The following is a 16,298-nucleotide window of genomic DNA, read 5'->3' as shown; positions in this document are numbered from 1 at the left end:
CGGCGGAGAGTCGATTGGACAGTCGCTGCCTTCTATGAAAATTAGGGGGGGGAGGAAAGTCCGGGCTCCATAGGGCGAAGTGCCAGGTAATGCCTGGGAGGCGTGAGCCTACGGAAAGTGCCACAGAAAATAACCGCCTAAGCACTTCGGTGCCGGTAAGGGTGAAAAGGTGCGGTAAGAGCGCACCGCACGACTGGCAACAGTTCGTGGCTAGGTAAACCCCACTTGGAGCAAGACCAAATAGGGTCCCAAGGCGTGGCCCGCGCTGGGACCGGGTAGGTTGCTAAAGGTGTCCAGTGATGGCCATCGTAGACGAATGACTGTTCAAGACAGAACCCGGCTTATAGATCGACTCTCCACCTTTTTCCTTCTGTCCGAATCTCGGGCAGAAAACCGGTAGTAACGCAAGAATCCCTCCCTGCCAAATCATTGGCAGATGCATCTTCGTAATACCAAAAAAATCTTACTCTTAATAAATTACTTTAACTTTAAGCCGTAGCTCTATGAGCTATTTACGGTTGCTGAGTCAAAAACATCGCCAAACTCCCGTTTCTCCTCCTTTTACGTTCCTAAATCTCCGTTCTGTAAGGCTTTTCCTTGAATCCGCGCCTTGACGGTGTGGTGGGCGCATTCCTATAGTGTGCGCAAGTGGCGGAAAGTGGCACAAAGTGGGTTTTTTGAACGTAAAACGTTAAAATTTGGAGAAACGCATCTGTGTTTCGCGGAGCTAACGCTATCAGTCTCGATGCAAAAGGCCGTCTCGCTATGCCGAGTCGGTATCGTGACGAGCTCATTTCGCGAAGTTCAGGCCAATTAATCATCACGATTGATGCCGTTGATCCTTGTTTGTGCGTTTACCCCCTCGATGAGTGGGAGTTGATTGAAACCAAGTTGCGCGCACTGCCTTCATTGCGTGAAGAAAACCGACGCCTGCAGCGTTTGCTGATTGGTAACGCCGTCGACCTCGAGCTCGATGGCAGCGGTCGTTTCCTGGTGCCGCCGCGTCTGCGCGAGTACGCCAAGCTCGACAAGCGCGCAATGCTGGTGGGCCAACTGAACAAGTTCCAATTGTGGGACGAAGATGCCTGGGATGCTGTTTCTGCAGCTGACCTGGCTGCTATTCAACAACCGGGCGCCATGCCTGATGAACTGCGTGATTTGATCCTGTGACTATTGATAGCGGCTTTAACCACATCACCGTACTGCTTGACGAAGCCGTTGAGGCTCTCGCCGTACGCGCGGATGGCTGCTATTTGGATGGCACCTTCGGCAGGGGTGGGCATAGCCGGTTGATACTCAGCCAGCTCGGGTCCGACGGCAAGCTCCTCGGTTTCGACAAAGACCCTCAAGCGATTGCCACCGGGCAAGCGCTAGCGGCCGAAGACGGCCGCTTTGTCGTTGTGCAGCGCAGCTTTGCCGAGCTGGGTGCGGAAGTGGCCGAGCGCGGCATGGCAGGTAAGGTGGCCGGGGTTTTGCTCGATCTGGGTGTGTCTTCGCCACAGCTCGACGACCCGGAGCGCGGCTTCAGCTTCATGAACGACGGCCCCCTCGACATGCGCATGGACCCTACCCGGGGTGTCAGTGCTGCCCAGTTCATCGCCACCGCGCCAGTGGAAGAAATCGCCCGCGTGTTCAAAGAGTACGGTGAGGAGCGTTTCGCCGGCCGCATGGCTCGCGCCGTGGTCGAGCGCCGCGAGATCCAGCCATTCGAACGCACCGCTGACCTGGCCGAAGTGCTGAAGGTCGCCAACCCTGCATGGGAAAAGGGCAAGAACCCGGCCACTCGTGCGTTCCAGGGCCTGCGTATTCACGTCAATAACGAACTGGGCGATCTGGAGGCCGGCCTTGAAGCCGCTCTGGATGCCTTGGAAGTGGGTGGTCGCCTGGTGGTGATCAGCTTCCACTCTCTGGAAGACCGCATCGTCAAACTGTTCATGCGTCGTCTGGTCAAGGGCGAGTCCGACAACCTGCCGCGCAACCTGCCGGTACGTTTCGAAGCCTTTGTGCCGAAAATCAAAATCCATGGCAAAGCGCAGTTCGCTTCCGAAGCCGAACTCAAGGCCAACCCACGTTCCCGTAGCGCCGTCATGCGTGTCGCGGAGAAACTACGGTGAGCAAGCTTTTCGCCAAGCCCCTCCCGGGCGGCAGCTTCTTTATGATGCTGCTGTTTATCGGCGTGCTGGTGTCCGCGATTGCGGTGTCCTACAGCGCCCACTGGAACCGCCAGTTGCTCAATACCCTGTACGGGGAATTGAGCGTGCGCGATAAGGCGCAGGCGGAGTGGGGGCGGTTGATTCTCGAGCAAAGCACCTGGACCGCCCACAGCCGTATCGAAGTGCTGGCCACCGAACAGCTGAAAATGCACATCCCGGGCGCGGCTGAAGTCCGCATGGTGGCGCCATGATGAAACTCGAAGGCGCACTCTACCCATGGCGCTTCCGTGTGGTGCTCGGCTTGCTCGCGCTGATGGTGGGCGCAATCGCCTGGCGGATCATCGACCTGCAGGTCGTTGACCGTGACTTCCTGATCGGCCAGGGCGATGCCCGTAGCCTGCGTCATATTCCTATTCCTGCGCACCGTGGCCTGATTACCGACCGCAACGGCGAGCCCCTGGCCGTTAGCACCCCGGTGACGACCCTGTGGGCCAACGCCAAGGAACTGCAGACCGCCAAGGAAAAATGGCCGGAGCTCGCAGCCGCCCTGGGTCAAGACCCGAAGGCCTTGGCTGAGCGTCTGGAGGCCCAGGCCAATAAGGAATTCATCTACCTGGTTCGCGGGCTGACGCCTGAACAAGGTCAGCAAGTACTCGACCTCAAAGTCCCCGGTGTCTACGGCATCGAAGAGTTTCGTCGTTTCTACCCGGCCGGTGAGACCACCGCGCATATGGTTGGCTTCACCGATATCGATGACCACGGTCGCGAAGGTGTCGAGCTGGCCTACGACGAATGGCTGGCTGGGGTTCCTGGCAAGCGGCAAGTCATCAAGGATCGGCGCGGCAGACTGATCAAGGACGTGCAAGTCACCAAAAACGCCAAGGCCGGTAAGCCCTTGGCGTTGTCGATTGACCTGCGTCTGCAATACCTGGCCAACCGCGAGCTGCGTAACGCAATCATCGAGAACGGCGCCAAAGCCGGCAGCTTGGTGATCATGGACGTGAAGACCGGCGAGATCCTCGCCATGGTCAACCAGCCGACCTACAACCCGAACAACCGTCGTAACCTGCAACCGGCGATGATGCGTAACCGCGCAATGATCGACGTGTTCGAACCAGGTTCGACCATGAAAGCCATCTCCATGAGTGCCGCCCTGGAAACGGGACGCTGGAAGCCCAGTGACAAAGTCGAGGTCTACCCAGGCACCCTGCAGTTGGGTAAATACACTATTCGTGACGTGTCCCGTACCGAGGGTCCGGTGCTGGATCTGACAGGTATCCTGATCAACTCCAGTAACGTGGGCATGAGTAAGGTCGCCTTCGATATCGGCGGCGAAACCATCTACCACCTGGCGCAGAAAATCGGCTTGGGCCAACCCACCGGCCTGGACTTCCCAGGCGAGCGCGTCGGCAACCTGCCGAACTATCGCGACTGGAAAAAGGCCGAGACAGCCACTTTGTCTTACGGCTACGGCCTGTCGGTGACGGCGATCCAGCTGGCCCATGCTTTCTCTGTATTGGCCAATAATGGCCGGATGGTTCCGTTGAGCCTGATCCACGTCGATGAAGCGCCGAAAGCCACCCAGGTGATCCCGGAAAAAGTCGCCAAGACCATGCAAGGCATGCTGCAACAAGTGATCGAAGCGCCACGCGGCGTATTCCGTGCCCAGGTGCCTGCGTATCACGTGGCGGGCAAGTCCGGTACCGCGCGTAAGACGTCGGTGGGTACCAAGGGCTATGCCGAAAACTCCTACCGTTCGCTGTTCGCAGGCTTCGGTCCGATGAGTGATCCGCGCTACGCCATCGTTGTCGTGATCGATGAGCCAAGTAAAGCCGGCTACTTCGGTGGCCTGGTATCGGCGCCGGTATTCAGCAAAGTGATGTCCGGCACCCTGCGTCTGATGAACATCACGCCGGACAACCTGCCGCCGACCCAACAAGCGAACGCCGGACCACCGGCCGCTGCTGTAAAAGCCAATGGAGGGCGCGGTTGATGTCTCTTAGCCTGAACAAGATTTTTGCCCATGCCGGTCGCGATTTGCTGATTCGCGAGCTGAGCCTGGACAGCCGTAACGTACGTGCCGGTGACCTGTTCCTGGCGGTGCCTGGCGGCAAGTTCGACGGCCGTGAACATATTGCCGATGCCTTGCAGCGCGGCGCGGCGGCTGTGGCTTATGAAGTGGAAGGCGCCACCGTGCTGCCAATCACCGATGTGCCGTTGATTCCGGTCAAGGGCCTGGCTGCGCAACTGTCCGACATCGCCGGGCGTTTCTATGGCGACCCGAGCCGTCAACTGAACCTGGTGGGCGTGACCGGTACCAACGGCAAGACCAGCGTGACCCAATTGGTCGCCCAGGCGCTTGATCTGTTGGGCCAGCACTGCGGCATTGTCGGTACCCTGGGTACTGGCTTTTATGGCGCGCTGCAAAGCGGCCTGCACACCACGCCAAACCCGATTGCCGTGCAAGCCACCTTGGCCGACCTGAAAAAGGCCGGTGCCAAGGCGATCGCCATGGAGGTGTCGTCCCACGGTTTGCATCAGGGCCGCGTCGCTGCGTTGGCTTTTGATGTGGCGGTGATGACCAACCTGTCACGCGATCATTTGGACTATCACGGCACCATGGAGGCCTACGCTGCCGAAAAGGCCAAGCTGTTTGCCTGGAATGACTTGAAGTGCCGCGTGGTCAACCTGGACGACGAATTTGGTCGTCAGTTGGCGGCGCAAGAGCATGAATCGCGTCTGATCAGCTACAGCCTGGAAGACGCCGGCGCTTACCTGTATTGCCGTGAAGCCCAATTCAATGACGAAGGCGTGCGCGCCACACTGGTAACGCCACAAGGCGAGCACCATTTGCGCAGTAGCCTGCTCGGTCGATTCAACCTGAGCAACGTCCTCGCCGCGGTTGGCGCGCTGCTCGGTCTGGATTACGCCCTCGACGAAATCCTGCGTGTGCTGCCGAAACTGGAAGGTCCGGTCGGTCGCATGCAGCGCCTGGGTGGCGGCACACAGCCGCTGGTGGTGGTCGATTATGCCCACACCCCGGATGCACTGGAAAAAGTCCTGGTGGCCCTGCGTCCACACGCCAAGGGCAAGTTGTTGTGCCTGTTCGGCTGTGGCGGTGATCGCGATCGCGGTAAACGCCCGTTGATGGCTGAAATTGTCGAGCGTCTGGCCGATGGCGTACTCGTCACCGATGACAACCCGCGCAGCGAAGACCCGAGCCGGATTTTCGATGACATTCGTGTCGGTTTCAAAGACGCCACCAAGGCTACCTTCGTTGCAGGGCGCGGTGCCGCCATCGCTCAATTGATCGCCAGCGCCAGCGCTGATGACGTGGTGGTACTGGCCGGTAAAGGTCACGAGGACTACCAGGAAATCAACGGCGAACGTCACGCTTTCTCCGATCTGGTCGAAGCCGATCACGCCTTGACCGCTTGGGAGGTTGCCCATGCTTAAAGCGATGAAGTTCAGCGAGCTGACCCAGGCCCTGTCGGCCCGTGTGTTGTCGAGCGATTGCAGCTTCGACGGCGTCAGTATCGACAGTCGCAACATCAAGCCGGGCCAGTTGTTTGTCGCCTTGGCCGGCCCGCGTTTTGATGGTCACGATTACCTGAATGACGTTGCCGCCAAAGGCGCCGTTGGCGCGCTGGTGCAGCGTGAAGTCGCAGACTCCACATTGCCGCAATTGCTGGTCGCCGACACCCGCCTGGCACTGGGCCAACTGGGGGCGCTGAACCGTGCTGCCTTCAGCAAGCCGGTTGCAGCCATCACCGGCTCCAGCGGCAAGACCACGGTCAAGGAACTGCTCGCTGGAGTATTGCGCACGCGCGGGCCAGTGCTCGCCACCCGTGGCAACCTGAACAATGATTTTGGCGCTCCGCTGACCCTGCTCGAATTGGCCCCGGAACATACGGCGGCGGTGATTGAGTTGGGCGCTTCGCGCATCGGCGAAATTGCCTACACCGTGGCGCTGACCAAGCCTCACGTGGCAATTATCAACAATGCCGGGACAGCCCACGTTGGCGAATTCGGCGGCCCGGAGAAGATCGTCGAAGCCAAGGGCGAAATCCTTGAAGGCCTCGATGCCTCCGGCACAGCTGTACTGAACCTGGACGATAAGGCCTTCGAAACCTGGCGTGTACGCGCCGCCGGGCGCAAGGTCCTGACGTTTGCCGTGTTGAACGCAGCGGCCGATTTCCACGCCTCCAATATCACGGTGGATGCCCGTGGCTGCCCATCCTTTACCTTGCATACCCCGCAAGGTGACGAACACGTGCAACTGAACCTGCTGGGCAATCACAACGTCGCCAATGCCTTGGCCGCCGCGGCTGCCGCCCACGCCCTGGGTGTGTCGCTGTTTGGGATCGCCACCGGTCTGGGAGCGGTACAGCCAGTCAAGGGCCGTACCGTGGCGCAGTTGGCTGCCAACGGCATGCGCGTGATTGATGACACTTACAACGCCAACCAGTCTTCGGTCTGCGCCGCCATTGATCTGCTCAAGGGCTTCGCTGGTCGCAAGGTGCTGGTGCTGGGCGATATCGCCGAGCTGGGTGACTGGGCTGAACAGTCCCACCGCGAAGTCGGCGCTTATGCCACTGGCAAAGTCGACGCGCTCTACGCCGTTGGCCCGAACATGGCTCATGCCATCAACGCCTTCGGCCCCGGTGCGCGTCACTTCGCGACCCAGGCTGAATTGATCCAGGCGCTGACAGCGACTGAGCAAGACAAACACACCACTATTTTGATCAAGGGATCGCGCAGCGCGGTGATGGAAAACGTCGTCGCGGCCTTGTGTGGCTCAAGTACGGAGAAACATTAATGCTGCTGCTGCTGGCTGAGTATCTGCAACAGTTCTACAAAGGCTTCGCGGTCTTTCAGTACCTGACCCTGCGCGGGATTCTGGGTGTGCTGACCGCGTTGTCTCTGTCGCTGTTTCTGGGGCCGTGGATGATCCGCACCCTGCAGAACCTGCAAATTGGTCAATCGGTTCGTAATGACGGCCCGCAGTCGCACCTGTCCAAGTCCGGCACCCCGACCATGGGCGGTGCGTTGATCCTGTCGTCCATCGGCATCAGCACCTTGCTGTGGGCCGACCTGCACAACCGCTACGTGTGGGTCGTGCTGCTGGTGACCCTGCTGTTCGGTGCCATCGGTTGGGTCGATGACTACCGCAAAGTGATCGAGAAAAACTCCAAGGGGCTGCCAAGCCGCTGGAAGTATTTCTGGCAGTCGGTGTTCGGCCTTGCCGCTGCAATCTTCCTGTACACCACTGCGCCAAGCGCCGTGGAGACCACCCTGATCATCCCGATGCTCAAGGACGCCAGCATTCCCCTGGGCGTCGGCTTCGTGGTGCTGACCTACTTCGTGATCGTCGGTTCGAGCAACGCGGTGAACCTCACCGACGGCCTCGACGGCCTGGCGATCATGCCGACGGTGATGGTGGGCGGCGCGCTCGGCATCTTCTGCTATCTGTCGGGTAACGTGAAATTCGCCGAATACCTGCTGATTCCTTATGTACCGGGTGCGGGTGAACTGATCGTATTCTGCGGCGCGCTGATCGGTGCCGGCCTGGGCTTCCTGTGGTTCAACACCTATCCGGCACAAGTCTTCATGGGCGACGTTGGCGCACTGGCGCTGGGTGCGGCCTTGGGCACCATTGCCGTGATCGTTCGCCAGGAAATCGTGCTGTTCATCATGGGCGGTGTGTTCGTGATGGAAACCCTGTCGGTGGTCATCCAGGTGGCTTCCTTCAAATTGACCGGGCGTCGTGTGTTCCGCATGGCACCGATTCACCACCACTTTGAACTCAAGGGCTGGCCCGAGCCGCGTGTGATCGTCCGCTTCTGGATCATCACCGTGATTCTCGTGCTGATCGGCCTTGCCACCCTGAAACTGAGGTAGAAACGAGTGTCCTTGATCGCTTCAGACCACTTCCGCATCGTTGTCGGCCTCGGCAAGAGCGGCATGTCCCTGGTTCGCTTCCTGGCGAACCGGGGTGTGTCGTTCGCCGTGGCTGATACGCGGGAAAATCCACCGGAGCTGGTCACGCTGCGCCGTGACTACCCGCACGTGGAAGTGCGTTGTGGCGAGCTGGATGTCGAGTTTCTGTGCCGTGCCGACGAGCTCTACGTGAGCCCCGGCCTGGCCCTGGCGACACCGGCCCTGCAAGCGGCTGCGGCCCGTGGCGTGAAGTTGTCGGGCGATATCGACCTGTTCGCGCGTAACGCGAAAGCGCCGATCGTGGCCATCAGCGGCTCCAACGCGAAAAGCACCGTGACTACCCTGGTTGGCGAGATGGCCGTTGCGGCCGGCAAGCGTGTGGCTGTGGGCGGTAACCTCGGCACCCCGGCACTGGACTTGCTCAGCGATGACGTCGAGCTGTACGTGATGGAGCTCTCGAGCTTCCAGTTGGAAACCACCCACGACCTCGGTGCCGAAGTGGCGACTGTGTTGAACGTGAGTGAAGACCACATGGACCGCTACAGTGGCTTGCCGGCGTACCACTTGGCCAAGCACCGGATCTTCCGCGGCGCCAGGCAAGTGGTGGTCAACCGCCAGGATGCCTTGAGCCGTCCGCTGATGGGCGAGGGCCTGCCGTGCTGGACTTTCGGCCTGAGCAAACCCGATTTCAAGGCCTTCGGCATCCGTGAAGAGAATGGCGAGAAATACCTGGCCTTCGAATTCCAGAACCTGATGCCTGTGCGCGAGCTGAAAATCCGTGGTGCCCATAACCAGTCCAACGCCTTGGCGGCCTTGGCGCTGGGGCATGCTGTTGGTCTGCCATTCGACGCCATGCTGTCGGCGCTGCGCACGTTCGGCGGCCTTGAGCATCGCTGCCAGTGGGTCCGCGACTTGGATGGCGTCAGCTATTACAACGACTCCAAGGCCACTAACGTCGGTGCCGCCTTGGCGGCTATCGAAGGCCTTGGTGCCGATATCGAAGGCAAGCTGGTGCTGATCGTCGGCGGTGACGGCAAGGGTGCCGACTTCAAGGATCTTAAAGACCCGGTCGCTGCACATTGCCGCGCCGTGGTGTTGATGGGCCGTGATTCGGGCCTGATCGGCGCGGCCATTGGTGAGGCGGTGCCACAGGTACGGGCGATCTCCCTGGACGACGCCATTGCCCAATGCAAGGCCTTGGCCCAGCCCGGCGATGCCGTGTTGCTGTCGCCGGCCTGTGCCAGTTTCGACATGTTCAAGAACTACGAAGAGCGCGGCCAGCTGTTCGCTCGCGGCGTGGAGGCCTTGGCATGAGCATCAACTTGCGGAACATCATCAAGCCGTACCCTTCGCCGATCATTACCGGGCGCGGTATCGACCTTGATTTCCCTATGCTCGCCGGCTGCCTCGCGCTGTTGGGCCTGGGCCTGGTGATGATCACTTCGGCTTCCTCTGAAGTGGCCGCCGTCCAGTCGGGCAACACCCTGTACATGATGATCCGTCACCTGGTGTACCTGGTGATCGGCCTCGGTGCATGCATCGTCACCATGATGATCCCTATCGCCACCTGGCAACGCCTGGGCTGGATGATGCTGATCGGTGCGTTCGGCCTGTTGATCATGGTGATCCTGCCCGGTATCGGCCGCGAGGTGAACGGTTCGATGCGCTGGATCGGCTTCGGTGCGTTCAACGTACAACCGTCGGAAATCGCCAAGGTGTTCGTGGTGATCTACCTCGCCGGTTACCTGGTGCGTCGCCAGAAAGAAGTGCGCGAAAGTTGGATGGGCTTCTTCAAGCCTTTCATCGTGCTGCTGCCGATGGCCGGCTTGTTGCTGATGGAGCCTGACTTCGGTGCCACCGTTGTAATGATGGGCGCGGCAGCGGCGATGCTGTTTCTGGGGGGCGTGGGCCTGTTCCGCTTCACCTTGATGGTGGTGCTGGCGGTCGCGGCGGTGACGATTCTGGTTCAGGCGCAACCCTACCGGATGGCTCGTCTGATCACCTTTACCGACCCGTGGTCCGACCAGTTCGGTTCCGGCTACCAGTTGACCCAGGCGCTGATCGCCTTCGGTCGCGGCGAGTGGTTGGGCGTGGGGCTGGGCAACAGCGTGCAGAAACAGTTCTACCTGCCGGAAGCCCACACCGACTTCGTGTTCTCGGTACTTGCCGAAGAGTTGGGTGTGGTCGGTTCGCTGTGTACCGTAGGGCTGTTCTTGTTCGTCTGCGTGCGGGGCATGTACATCGGCTTGTGGGCCGAGAAGGCCAAACAGTATTTCGCCGCCTATGTGGCGTACGGCTTGTCGTTCCTGTGGATCGGCCAGTTCCTGATCAACATCGGGGTGAACGTCGGCCTGCTGCCGACCAAGGGCCTGACCTTGCCGTTCCTCAGTTACGGCGGCAGTTCGTTGGTGATCTGCTGTGTGTGCCTGGGCTTGTTGCTGCGCATCGAGTGGGAGAGTCGAACCCACTTGGGCAGCGAAGAGATGGAATTCAGCGAAAGCGATTTTGCCGAGGAGCCGACCCATGGGCGCTAACGTGCTGATCATGGCGGGCGGCACCGGGGGCCATGTGTTCCCGGCCCTGGCGTGCGCCCGCGAATTCCAGAACCGTGGCTACACCGTGCACTGGCTGGGTACACCGCGCGGCATCGAAAACGATCTGGTGCCGAATGCCGGCTTGCCCTTGCATTTGATCAACGTCGCCGGCCTGCGTGGCAAGAGCAAGTTGTCGTTGCTCAAGGCACCGTTCGTGCTGCTCAAGGCGGTATGGCAGGCACGCAAAATCATCCGCGAATTGAAGCCGGTGTGCGTACTCGGGTTCGGCGGCTATGTGACCGGCCCAGGCGGTGTTGCAGCGAAGCTCGCGGGTGTGCCGGTGATCGTGCACGAACAGAACGCCGTCGCCGGTACTGCCAACCGCCTGCTGGTGCCTTTGGCCGCCCGGGTCTGCGAGGCGTTCCCGAAGACCTTTGGTGCCTCGGACAAACTGCGTACCACTGGCAACCCTGTGCGTACCGAGTTGTTCATGGATATCGCGCGCCAGGCCCTGGTCGGGCGCAAGGCGCACTTGCTGATCCTGGGCGGAAGCCTGGGTTCCGAGCCGCTGAACAAGCTGCTGCCGGAAGCAGTGGCGCAACTCCCTGTGGAACTGCGCCCGGAGATCTTCCATCAGGCCGGCAAAGATCACGGTGAAGTCACCGCCACGCGTTATCGCGAGGCCGGTGTGGAGGCGAATGTGCAGCCCTTCATCAAAGACATGGCCCATGCCTATGGCTGGGCCGACCTGGTGGTCTGCCGCTCCGGTGCGCTGACTGTCAGTGAATTGGCTGCCGCCGGTCTGCCGTCGTTGCTGGTGCCTTTGCCCCACGCCATCGACGATCACCAGACCCGCAACGCCGAATATTTGGCCGGGGAGGGCGCTGCCTTCCTGCTGCCGCAAAGAACGACTGGCGCCGCCGATTTGGCCGCACGCCTGACCGAGGTTTTGATGCAACCGGAACGACTCAACAGCATGGCGAGCACCGCAAGCCGCCTGGCCAAACCTGACGCAACCCGCACCGTGGTCGATATCTGCCTGGAGGTGGCCCATGGTTGAGAATCAGAAAGCCATGCCACAACCGGAAATGCGCCGTATCCGTCGCATCCACTTCGTCGGTATCGGCGGCGTGGGCATGTGCGGTATCGCCGAGGTGTTGCTGAACCTGGGTTACCAGGTATCCGGTTCGGATTTGAAAGAGTCGCCGGTCACCGACCGCCTGAAGTCCTTCGGTGCGCAGATCTTTATCGGCCACCGTGCCGAAAACGCCGCCGAGGCTGACGTATTGGTAGTTTCCAGTGCCGTGAACACCTCCAACCCGGAAGTGGCCACTGCCCTTGAACGCCGTATTCCAGTGGTGCCACGCGCCGAGATGCTGGCCGAGCTGATGCGCTATCGCCACGGCATCGCCGTTGCCGGTACCCATGGCAAGACCACCACCACCAGCCTGATCGCCTCGGTGTTCGCCGCCGGTGGCCTGGACCCGACCTTCGTGATTGGTGGCCGCCTGAATGCAGCCGGCACCAATGCACAGCTCGGCACCAGCCGTTACCTGATCGCCGAAGCCGACGAAAGTGATGCCAGCTTCCTGCACCTGCAGCCGCTGGTCGCTGTAGTGACCAACATCGATGCGGATCACATGGCGACCTACGATGGCGACTTCAACAAATTGAAGAAAACCTTCGTTGAGTTCCTGCACAACCTGCCGTTCTACGGTTTGGCCGTGGTGTGCCTCGACGATCCGGTGGTGCGTGAAATCCTACCGCTGGTCAAGCGTCCGACCGTGACCTACGGCTTCAGCGAAGACGCTGACGTACGTGCCATCAATGTTCGCCAGGAAGGCATGCAAACCTTCTTCACCGTACTGCGTCCCGACCGTGAGCCGTTGGATGTGTCGGTGAACATGCCGGGCAACCACAACGTGTTGAACTCCCTGGCGACCATCTGCATCGCCACTGACGAGGGCGTCAGCGATGAAGCCATCGTTGAAGGCTTGTCGCGTTTTGCCGGTGTGGGCCGTCGCTTCCAGGTCTACGGCCAACTGCCGGTAGAAGGTGGTGACGTGATGCTGGTGGACGACTACGGTCACCACCCGACCGAGGTCGCTGCCGTGATCAAGGCCGTACGTGGTGGCTGGCCTACGCGCCGCCTGGTGATGGTCTACCAGCCACATCGCTACAGCCGCACCCGCGACCTGTACGACGATTTCGTCAATGTATTGGCCGATGCCAACGTGTTGCTGTTGATGGAAGTCTACCCGGCCGGTGAAGAACCGATCCCGGGCGCTGACAGCCGCAAGCTGTGCAACAGCATCCGCCAACGTGGCCAGTTGGACCCGATCTACATCGAACGCGGTGTGGACCTGGCGCCGATCGTCAAGCCGCTGCTGCGTGCGGGTGACATTTTGCTGTGCCAGGGCGCCGGTGACATTGGTGGCCTTGCCCCTAAATTGTTGGCGAGCCCGCTGTTTGCTGCCGCGAAGGGGAAGTCGAAATGATCAACGCCTACGGCTCCCTGTTCTCGACAATCACACCGGCTGACTTCGGTCGCGTAGCAGTCCTGTTCGGCGGTAAAAGCGCTGAACGCGAAGTGTCGCTCAAGTCCGGCAACGCTGTGCTTGAGGCGCTGCAAAGTGCGGGCGTGAACGCGTTCGGCATCGATGTGGGCGATGATTTCCTCGCCCGCCTGCAGGCCGAGAAAATCGACCGCGCCTTCATCATCCTCCACGGCCGCGGTGGTGAAGACGGCAGCATGCAGGGCTTGCTGGAGTGCGTCGGCATTCCTTACACCGGCAGTGGCATCCTCGCGTCGGCATTGGCCATGGACAAGTTGCGCACCAAGCAGGTGTGGCACAGCCTGGGTATTCCAACCCCGCGTCACAGTGTTCTGTGCAGCGAAGACGATTGTATTTCCGCAGCCAAGGAACTGGGCCTGCCTTTGATCGTCAAACCTGCCCATGAAGGCTCCAGTATCGGCATGGCTAAAGTGAACTCGGCCGCCGAATTGATCGACGCATGGAAAGCGGCAAGTACCTACGATTCGCAAGTGTTGGTGGAACAGTGGATCCAGGGTCCCGAGTACACCATCGCCACCCTGCGTGGCCAGGTATTGCCGCCTATCGCATTGGGCACGCCCCACACCTTTTATGACTACGACGCCAAGTACCTGGCTTCCGATACTCAGTACCGGATCCCATGTGGCCTCGACGCAGCCAAGGAACAGGAATTGATGGACCTCACGGCGAAAGCCTGTGAGGCACTGGGTATCGCCGGTTGGGCGCGGGCAGACGTGATGCAGGATGACCAAGGGAACTTCTGGTTCCTGGAAGTCAACACCGCTCCCGGCATGACCGATCACAGCCTGGTACCTATGGCAGCCCGTGCTGCCGGTCTGGATTTCCAGCAGTTGGTGCTGGCGATTCTGGCCGCAAGCATTGAGCCAAGAGGCTAAGAACATGAAAGGCGCATCGCTTCGTCATCAGCCCCCACCAGTACCGAGCCGCAAGCCGGTGCCACGGGGTGCCAGCCGAATGGTGGCTAAAGAGCCGATGTCGGTGCGTTTGCCGAAAGCCAATTTTGGTTTCCTCAAAGCGCTGTTCTGGCCGGTACTGCTGGTGGTGTTGGGCTTCGGTACCTACGAGGGCGCCCAGCGTCTGTTGCCGTATGCCGACCGACCGATCACCAAGATCAGCGTGCAGGGCGACTTGAGCTACATCAGTCAGCAAGCGGTACAGCAGCGCATCGGCCCGTACCTGGCGGCGAGCTTCTTTACCATCGACCTGGCCGGTATGCGCTCGGAGCTGGAACAGATGCCGTGGATCGCCCACGCCGAAGTCCGCCGTGTATGGCCGGACCAGGTGACGATCCGCCTGGAAGAACAACTGCCCGTGGCCCGTTGGGGCGATGGTGCCCTGTTGAACAACCAGGGCCAAGCGTTCGCGCCGCGTGAAGTGGCCAACTATGAGCACCTGCCGCAGTTGTTCGGACCGCAGCGGGCACAGCAGCAAGTGATGCAGCAGTACCAGGCATTGAGCCAGATGCTGCGGCCACTGGGCTTCTCCATCGCACGCCTGGAATTGCGTGAGCGGGGCAGCTGGTTTTTGACGACCGGGGCAGGCAGTTCCGGCCCGGGCATCGAGTTGTTGCTGGGACGCGACCGCTTGGTGGAAAAGATGCGCCGCTTTATTGCCATCTATGACAAAACCTTGAAAGAACAGATTACGAACATTGCGAGCGTCGACCTGCGTTACGCCAACGGCCTGGCCGTCGGCTGGCGTGAACCAGCTGCGCCGACGACAGCCAAACCCGCTGTCGCGAAGAATTAAGAAGAGGCAGGACCCATGGCAAACGTGCAAAGCGGCAAAATGATCGTCGGTCTCGATATCGGCACCTCCAAAGTGGTGGCGCTGGTGGGCGAGGTCGGGGAAGACGGCGTTATCGAGATCGTCGGTATTGGCACGCATCCGTCCCGGGGCCTGAAGAAGGGCGTGGTGGTGAACATCGAGTCCACCGTGCAATCGATCCAGCGCGCCATCGAAGAAGCGCAGTTGATGGCCGGTTGCCGGATTCACTCGGCGTTCGTCGGCGTGGCCGGCAACCACATTCGCAGCCTGAACTCCCACGGCATCGTGGCGATCCGCGATCGCGAAGTCAGCTCGGCCGACCTTGAACGCGTCCTCGACGCCGCCCAGGCCGTGGCGATCCCGGCCGACCAGCGCGTGCTGCACACCCTGCCGCAGGACTATGTGATCGACAACCAGGAAGGCGTTCGCGAGCCCCTGGGTATGTCGGGCGTACGTCTGGAAGCCAAGGTCCATGTGGTGACCTGCGCCGTCAACGCCGCACAGAATATTGAAAAGTGCGTGCGCCGCTGCGGCCTGGAAATCGACGACATCATTCTTGAGCAACTGGCTTCTGCCTACTCGGTACTGACCGACGACGAAAAAGAACTGGGTGTGTGCCTGGTGGACATCGGCGGCGGTACCACTGATATCGCGATCTTCACCGAGGGTGCGATCCGTCACACCGCCGTGATCCCGATTGCCGGCGACCAGGTGACCAACGACATCGCCATGGCGTTGCGCACACCCACCCAGTACGCCGAAGAAATCAAGATCCGCTACGCCTGCGCCCTGGCCAAGCTGGCCGGTGCCGGTGAAACCATCAAGGTGCCGAGCGTGGGCGACCGTCCACCGCGCGAACTGTCGCGCCAGGCCCTGGCTGAAGTGGTCGAGCCACGCTACGACGAGCTGTTCACGCTGATCCAGGCTGAACTGCGTCGCAGCGGTTATGAAGATTTGATCCCGGCCGGCATCGTGCTGACCGGTGGCACCTCGAAGATGGAAGGCGCGGTCGAACTGGCCGAGGAAATCTTCCACATGCCGGTGCGCCTGGGCGTACCCCATGGCGTCAAGGGCCTGGGCGACGTCGTGCGCAACCCGATTTATTCCACTGGCGTGGGCTTGCTGTTGTACGGGCTGCAGAAGCAGACCGACGGCATTTCCCTGTCGGGCCCGAGCATTCGTGACAGCTACCGCAGCGACGATGATGAGAAAGCGCCATTGCTGGATCGGATCAAAAGCTGGGTACAGGGCAATTTCTAACGATTTACCGCAACACCGACACACCGCAACACCGTTGTAAGCAGTAGGCGAAAAAACTAGAGAAATGA

General features: G+C 60.6%; 14 protein-coding genes and 1 other RNA gene. All 15 read left to right on the top strand.

All coding sequences use genetic code 11. The annotated features are described in order from the left end of the window. Positions 1 to 6: 6 nt before the first annotated feature. The 15 genes from rnpB (at position 7) to ftsA (ending at position 16,230) form a co-directional block, all read left to right on the top strand. Positions 7 to 360, top strand: an RNA gene (gene rnpB / locus AC07V4_RS13140) — RNase P RNA component class A. Between the two features lie 354 nt (positions 361 to 714). Beyond that, on the top strand, positions 715 to 1,170 hold the full coding sequence (mraZ, locus tag AC07V4_RS13135; RefSeq protein ID WP_003171868.1) for a division/cell wall cluster transcriptional repressor MraZ: 456 nt from the start codon (positions 715 to 717) through the stop codon (positions 1,168 to 1,170). After that, the gene (rsmH, locus tag AC07V4_RS13130; RefSeq protein WP_004371992.1) at positions 1,167 to 2,114 is read left to right on the top strand and encodes a 16S rRNA (cytosine(1402)-N(4))-methyltransferase RsmH; all 948 of its coding nucleotides are present in this window, start codon (positions 1,167 to 1,169) and stop codon (positions 2,112 to 2,114) included. Before mraZ ends, rsmH begins: the two co-directional genes overlap by 4 nt. Beyond that, entirely contained in the window at positions 2,111 to 2,404 is a 294-nt protein-coding gene (gene ftsL, locus AC07V4_RS13125; RefSeq protein ID WP_431752394.1) for a cell division protein FtsL, read from the top strand. Before rsmH ends, ftsL begins: the two co-directional genes overlap by 4 nt. Further along, entirely contained in the window at positions 2,404 to 4,146 is a 1,743-nt protein-coding gene (locus AC07V4_RS13120; RefSeq protein ID WP_492636972.1) for a peptidoglycan D,D-transpeptidase FtsI family protein, read from the top strand. The genes ftsL and AC07V4_RS13120 overlap by 1 nt, the downstream gene beginning before the upstream one ends. Further along, positions 4,146 to 5,609, top strand: coding sequence for a UDP-N-acetylmuramoyl-L-alanyl-D-glutamate--2,6-diaminopimelate ligase (locus AC07V4_RS13115; RefSeq protein ID WP_492636876.1), 1,464 nt, complete (start codon positions 4,146 to 4,148; stop codon positions 5,607 to 5,609). The genes AC07V4_RS13120 and AC07V4_RS13115 overlap by 1 nt, the downstream gene beginning before the upstream one ends. Then, complete coding sequence (locus tag AC07V4_RS13110) at positions 5,602 to 6,972, top strand: UDP-N-acetylmuramoyl-tripeptide--D-alanyl-D-alanine ligase (protein WP_492636877.1); 1,371 nt, start codon at positions 5,602 to 5,604, stop codon at positions 6,970 to 6,972. The genes AC07V4_RS13115 and AC07V4_RS13110 overlap by 8 nt, the downstream gene beginning before the upstream one ends. Then, positions 6,972 to 8,054 carry a phospho-N-acetylmuramoyl-pentapeptide-transferase gene (gene mraY / locus AC07V4_RS13105; RefSeq protein WP_060753913.1) on the top strand — a complete coding sequence of 361 codons (1,083 nt, stop codon included), beginning with the start codon at positions 6,972 to 6,974 and terminating at the stop codon, positions 8,052 to 8,054. Before AC07V4_RS13110 ends, mraY begins: the two co-directional genes overlap by 1 nt. A gap of 6 nt (positions 8,055 to 8,060) precedes the next feature. Then, on the top strand, positions 8,061 to 9,407 hold the full coding sequence (gene murD / locus AC07V4_RS13100) for a UDP-N-acetylmuramoyl-L-alanine--D-glutamate ligase (RefSeq protein ID WP_492636878.1): 1,347 nt from the start codon (positions 8,061 to 8,063) through the stop codon (positions 9,405 to 9,407). Beyond that, positions 9,404 to 10,627 carry a putative lipid II flippase FtsW gene (gene ftsW / locus AC07V4_RS13095; protein WP_492636879.1) on the top strand — a complete coding sequence of 408 codons (1,224 nt, stop codon included), beginning with the start codon at positions 9,404 to 9,406 and terminating at the stop codon, positions 10,625 to 10,627. Before murD ends, ftsW begins: the two co-directional genes overlap by 4 nt. Beyond that, positions 10,617 to 11,687, top strand: coding sequence for an undecaprenyldiphospho-muramoylpentapeptide beta-N-acetylglucosaminyltransferase (gene murG, locus AC07V4_RS13090; RefSeq protein ID WP_492636880.1), 1,071 nt, complete (start codon positions 10,617 to 10,619; stop codon positions 11,685 to 11,687). The genes ftsW and murG overlap by 11 nt, the downstream gene beginning before the upstream one ends. Continuing rightward, a complete protein-coding gene (murC, locus tag AC07V4_RS13085) occupies positions 11,680 to 13,125 on the top strand; it encodes a UDP-N-acetylmuramate--L-alanine ligase (RefSeq protein ID WP_492636881.1) in 1,446 nt (481 codons plus the stop codon). The genes murG and murC overlap by 8 nt, the downstream gene beginning before the upstream one ends. Next, positions 13,122 to 14,078, top strand: a complete 957-nt coding sequence (locus AC07V4_RS13080; protein WP_492636882.1) for a D-alanine--D-alanine ligase — start codon at positions 13,122 to 13,124, stop codon at positions 14,076 to 14,078. Before murC ends, AC07V4_RS13080 begins: the two co-directional genes overlap by 4 nt. A 4-nt stretch (positions 14,079 to 14,082) precedes the next feature. After that, the gene (locus AC07V4_RS13075) at positions 14,083 to 14,952 is read left to right on the top strand and encodes a cell division protein FtsQ/DivIB (RefSeq protein WP_431751498.1); all 870 of its coding nucleotides are present in this window, start codon (positions 14,083 to 14,085) and stop codon (positions 14,950 to 14,952) included. 15 nt (positions 14,953 to 14,967) lie between these two features. After that, the gene (gene ftsA / locus AC07V4_RS13070; RefSeq protein WP_431751499.1) at positions 14,968 to 16,230 is read left to right on the top strand and encodes a cell division protein FtsA; all 1,263 of its coding nucleotides are present in this window, start codon (positions 14,968 to 14,970) and stop codon (positions 16,228 to 16,230) included. Positions 16,231 to 16,298: the final 68 nt, after the last annotated feature.

The sequence above is a fragment of the Pseudomonas sp. GW821-FHT03A09 genome (assembly GCF_059421065.1).
Note: the sequence above shows the minus strand (reverse complement) of the source record. Positions and strands in the feature narration are given on the sequence as shown.

What these genes read in the sequence shown, in the direction of transcription:
- AC07V4_RS13120 (WP_492636972.1), top strand. Translation starts at nt 2,404, where the DNA reads ATGAAACTCGAAGGCGCACTCTACCCATGGCGCTTCCGTGTGGTGCTC.
- AC07V4_RS13115 (WP_492636876.1), top strand. Translation starts at nt 4,146, where the DNA reads ATGTCTCTTAGCCTGAACAAGATTTTTGCCCATGCCGGTCGCGATTTG.
- AC07V4_RS13110 (WP_492636877.1), top strand. Translation starts at nt 5,602, where the DNA reads ATGCTTAAAGCGATGAAGTTCAGCGAGCTGACCCAGGCCCTGTCGGCC.
- mraY (WP_060753913.1), top strand. Translation starts at nt 6,972, where the DNA reads ATGCTGCTGCTGCTGGCTGAGTATCTGCAACAGTTCTACAAAGGCTTC.
- ftsW (WP_492636879.1), top strand. Translation starts at nt 9,404, where the DNA reads ATGAGCATCAACTTGCGGAACATCATCAAGCCGTACCCTTCGCCGATC.
- murG (WP_492636880.1), top strand. Translation starts at nt 10,617, where the DNA reads ATGGGCGCTAACGTGCTGATCATGGCGGGCGGCACCGGGGGCCATGTG.
- murC (WP_492636881.1), top strand. Translation starts at nt 11,680, where the DNA reads ATGGTTGAGAATCAGAAAGCCATGCCACAACCGGAAATGCGCCGTATC.
- AC07V4_RS13080 (WP_492636882.1), top strand. Translation starts at nt 13,122, where the DNA reads ATGATCAACGCCTACGGCTCCCTGTTCTCGACAATCACACCGGCTGAC.
- AC07V4_RS13075 (WP_431751498.1), top strand. Translation starts at nt 14,083, where the DNA reads ATGAAAGGCGCATCGCTTCGTCATCAGCCCCCACCAGTACCGAGCCGC.
- ftsA (WP_431751499.1), top strand. Translation starts at nt 14,968, where the DNA reads ATGGCAAACGTGCAAAGCGGCAAAATGATCGTCGGTCTCGATATCGGC.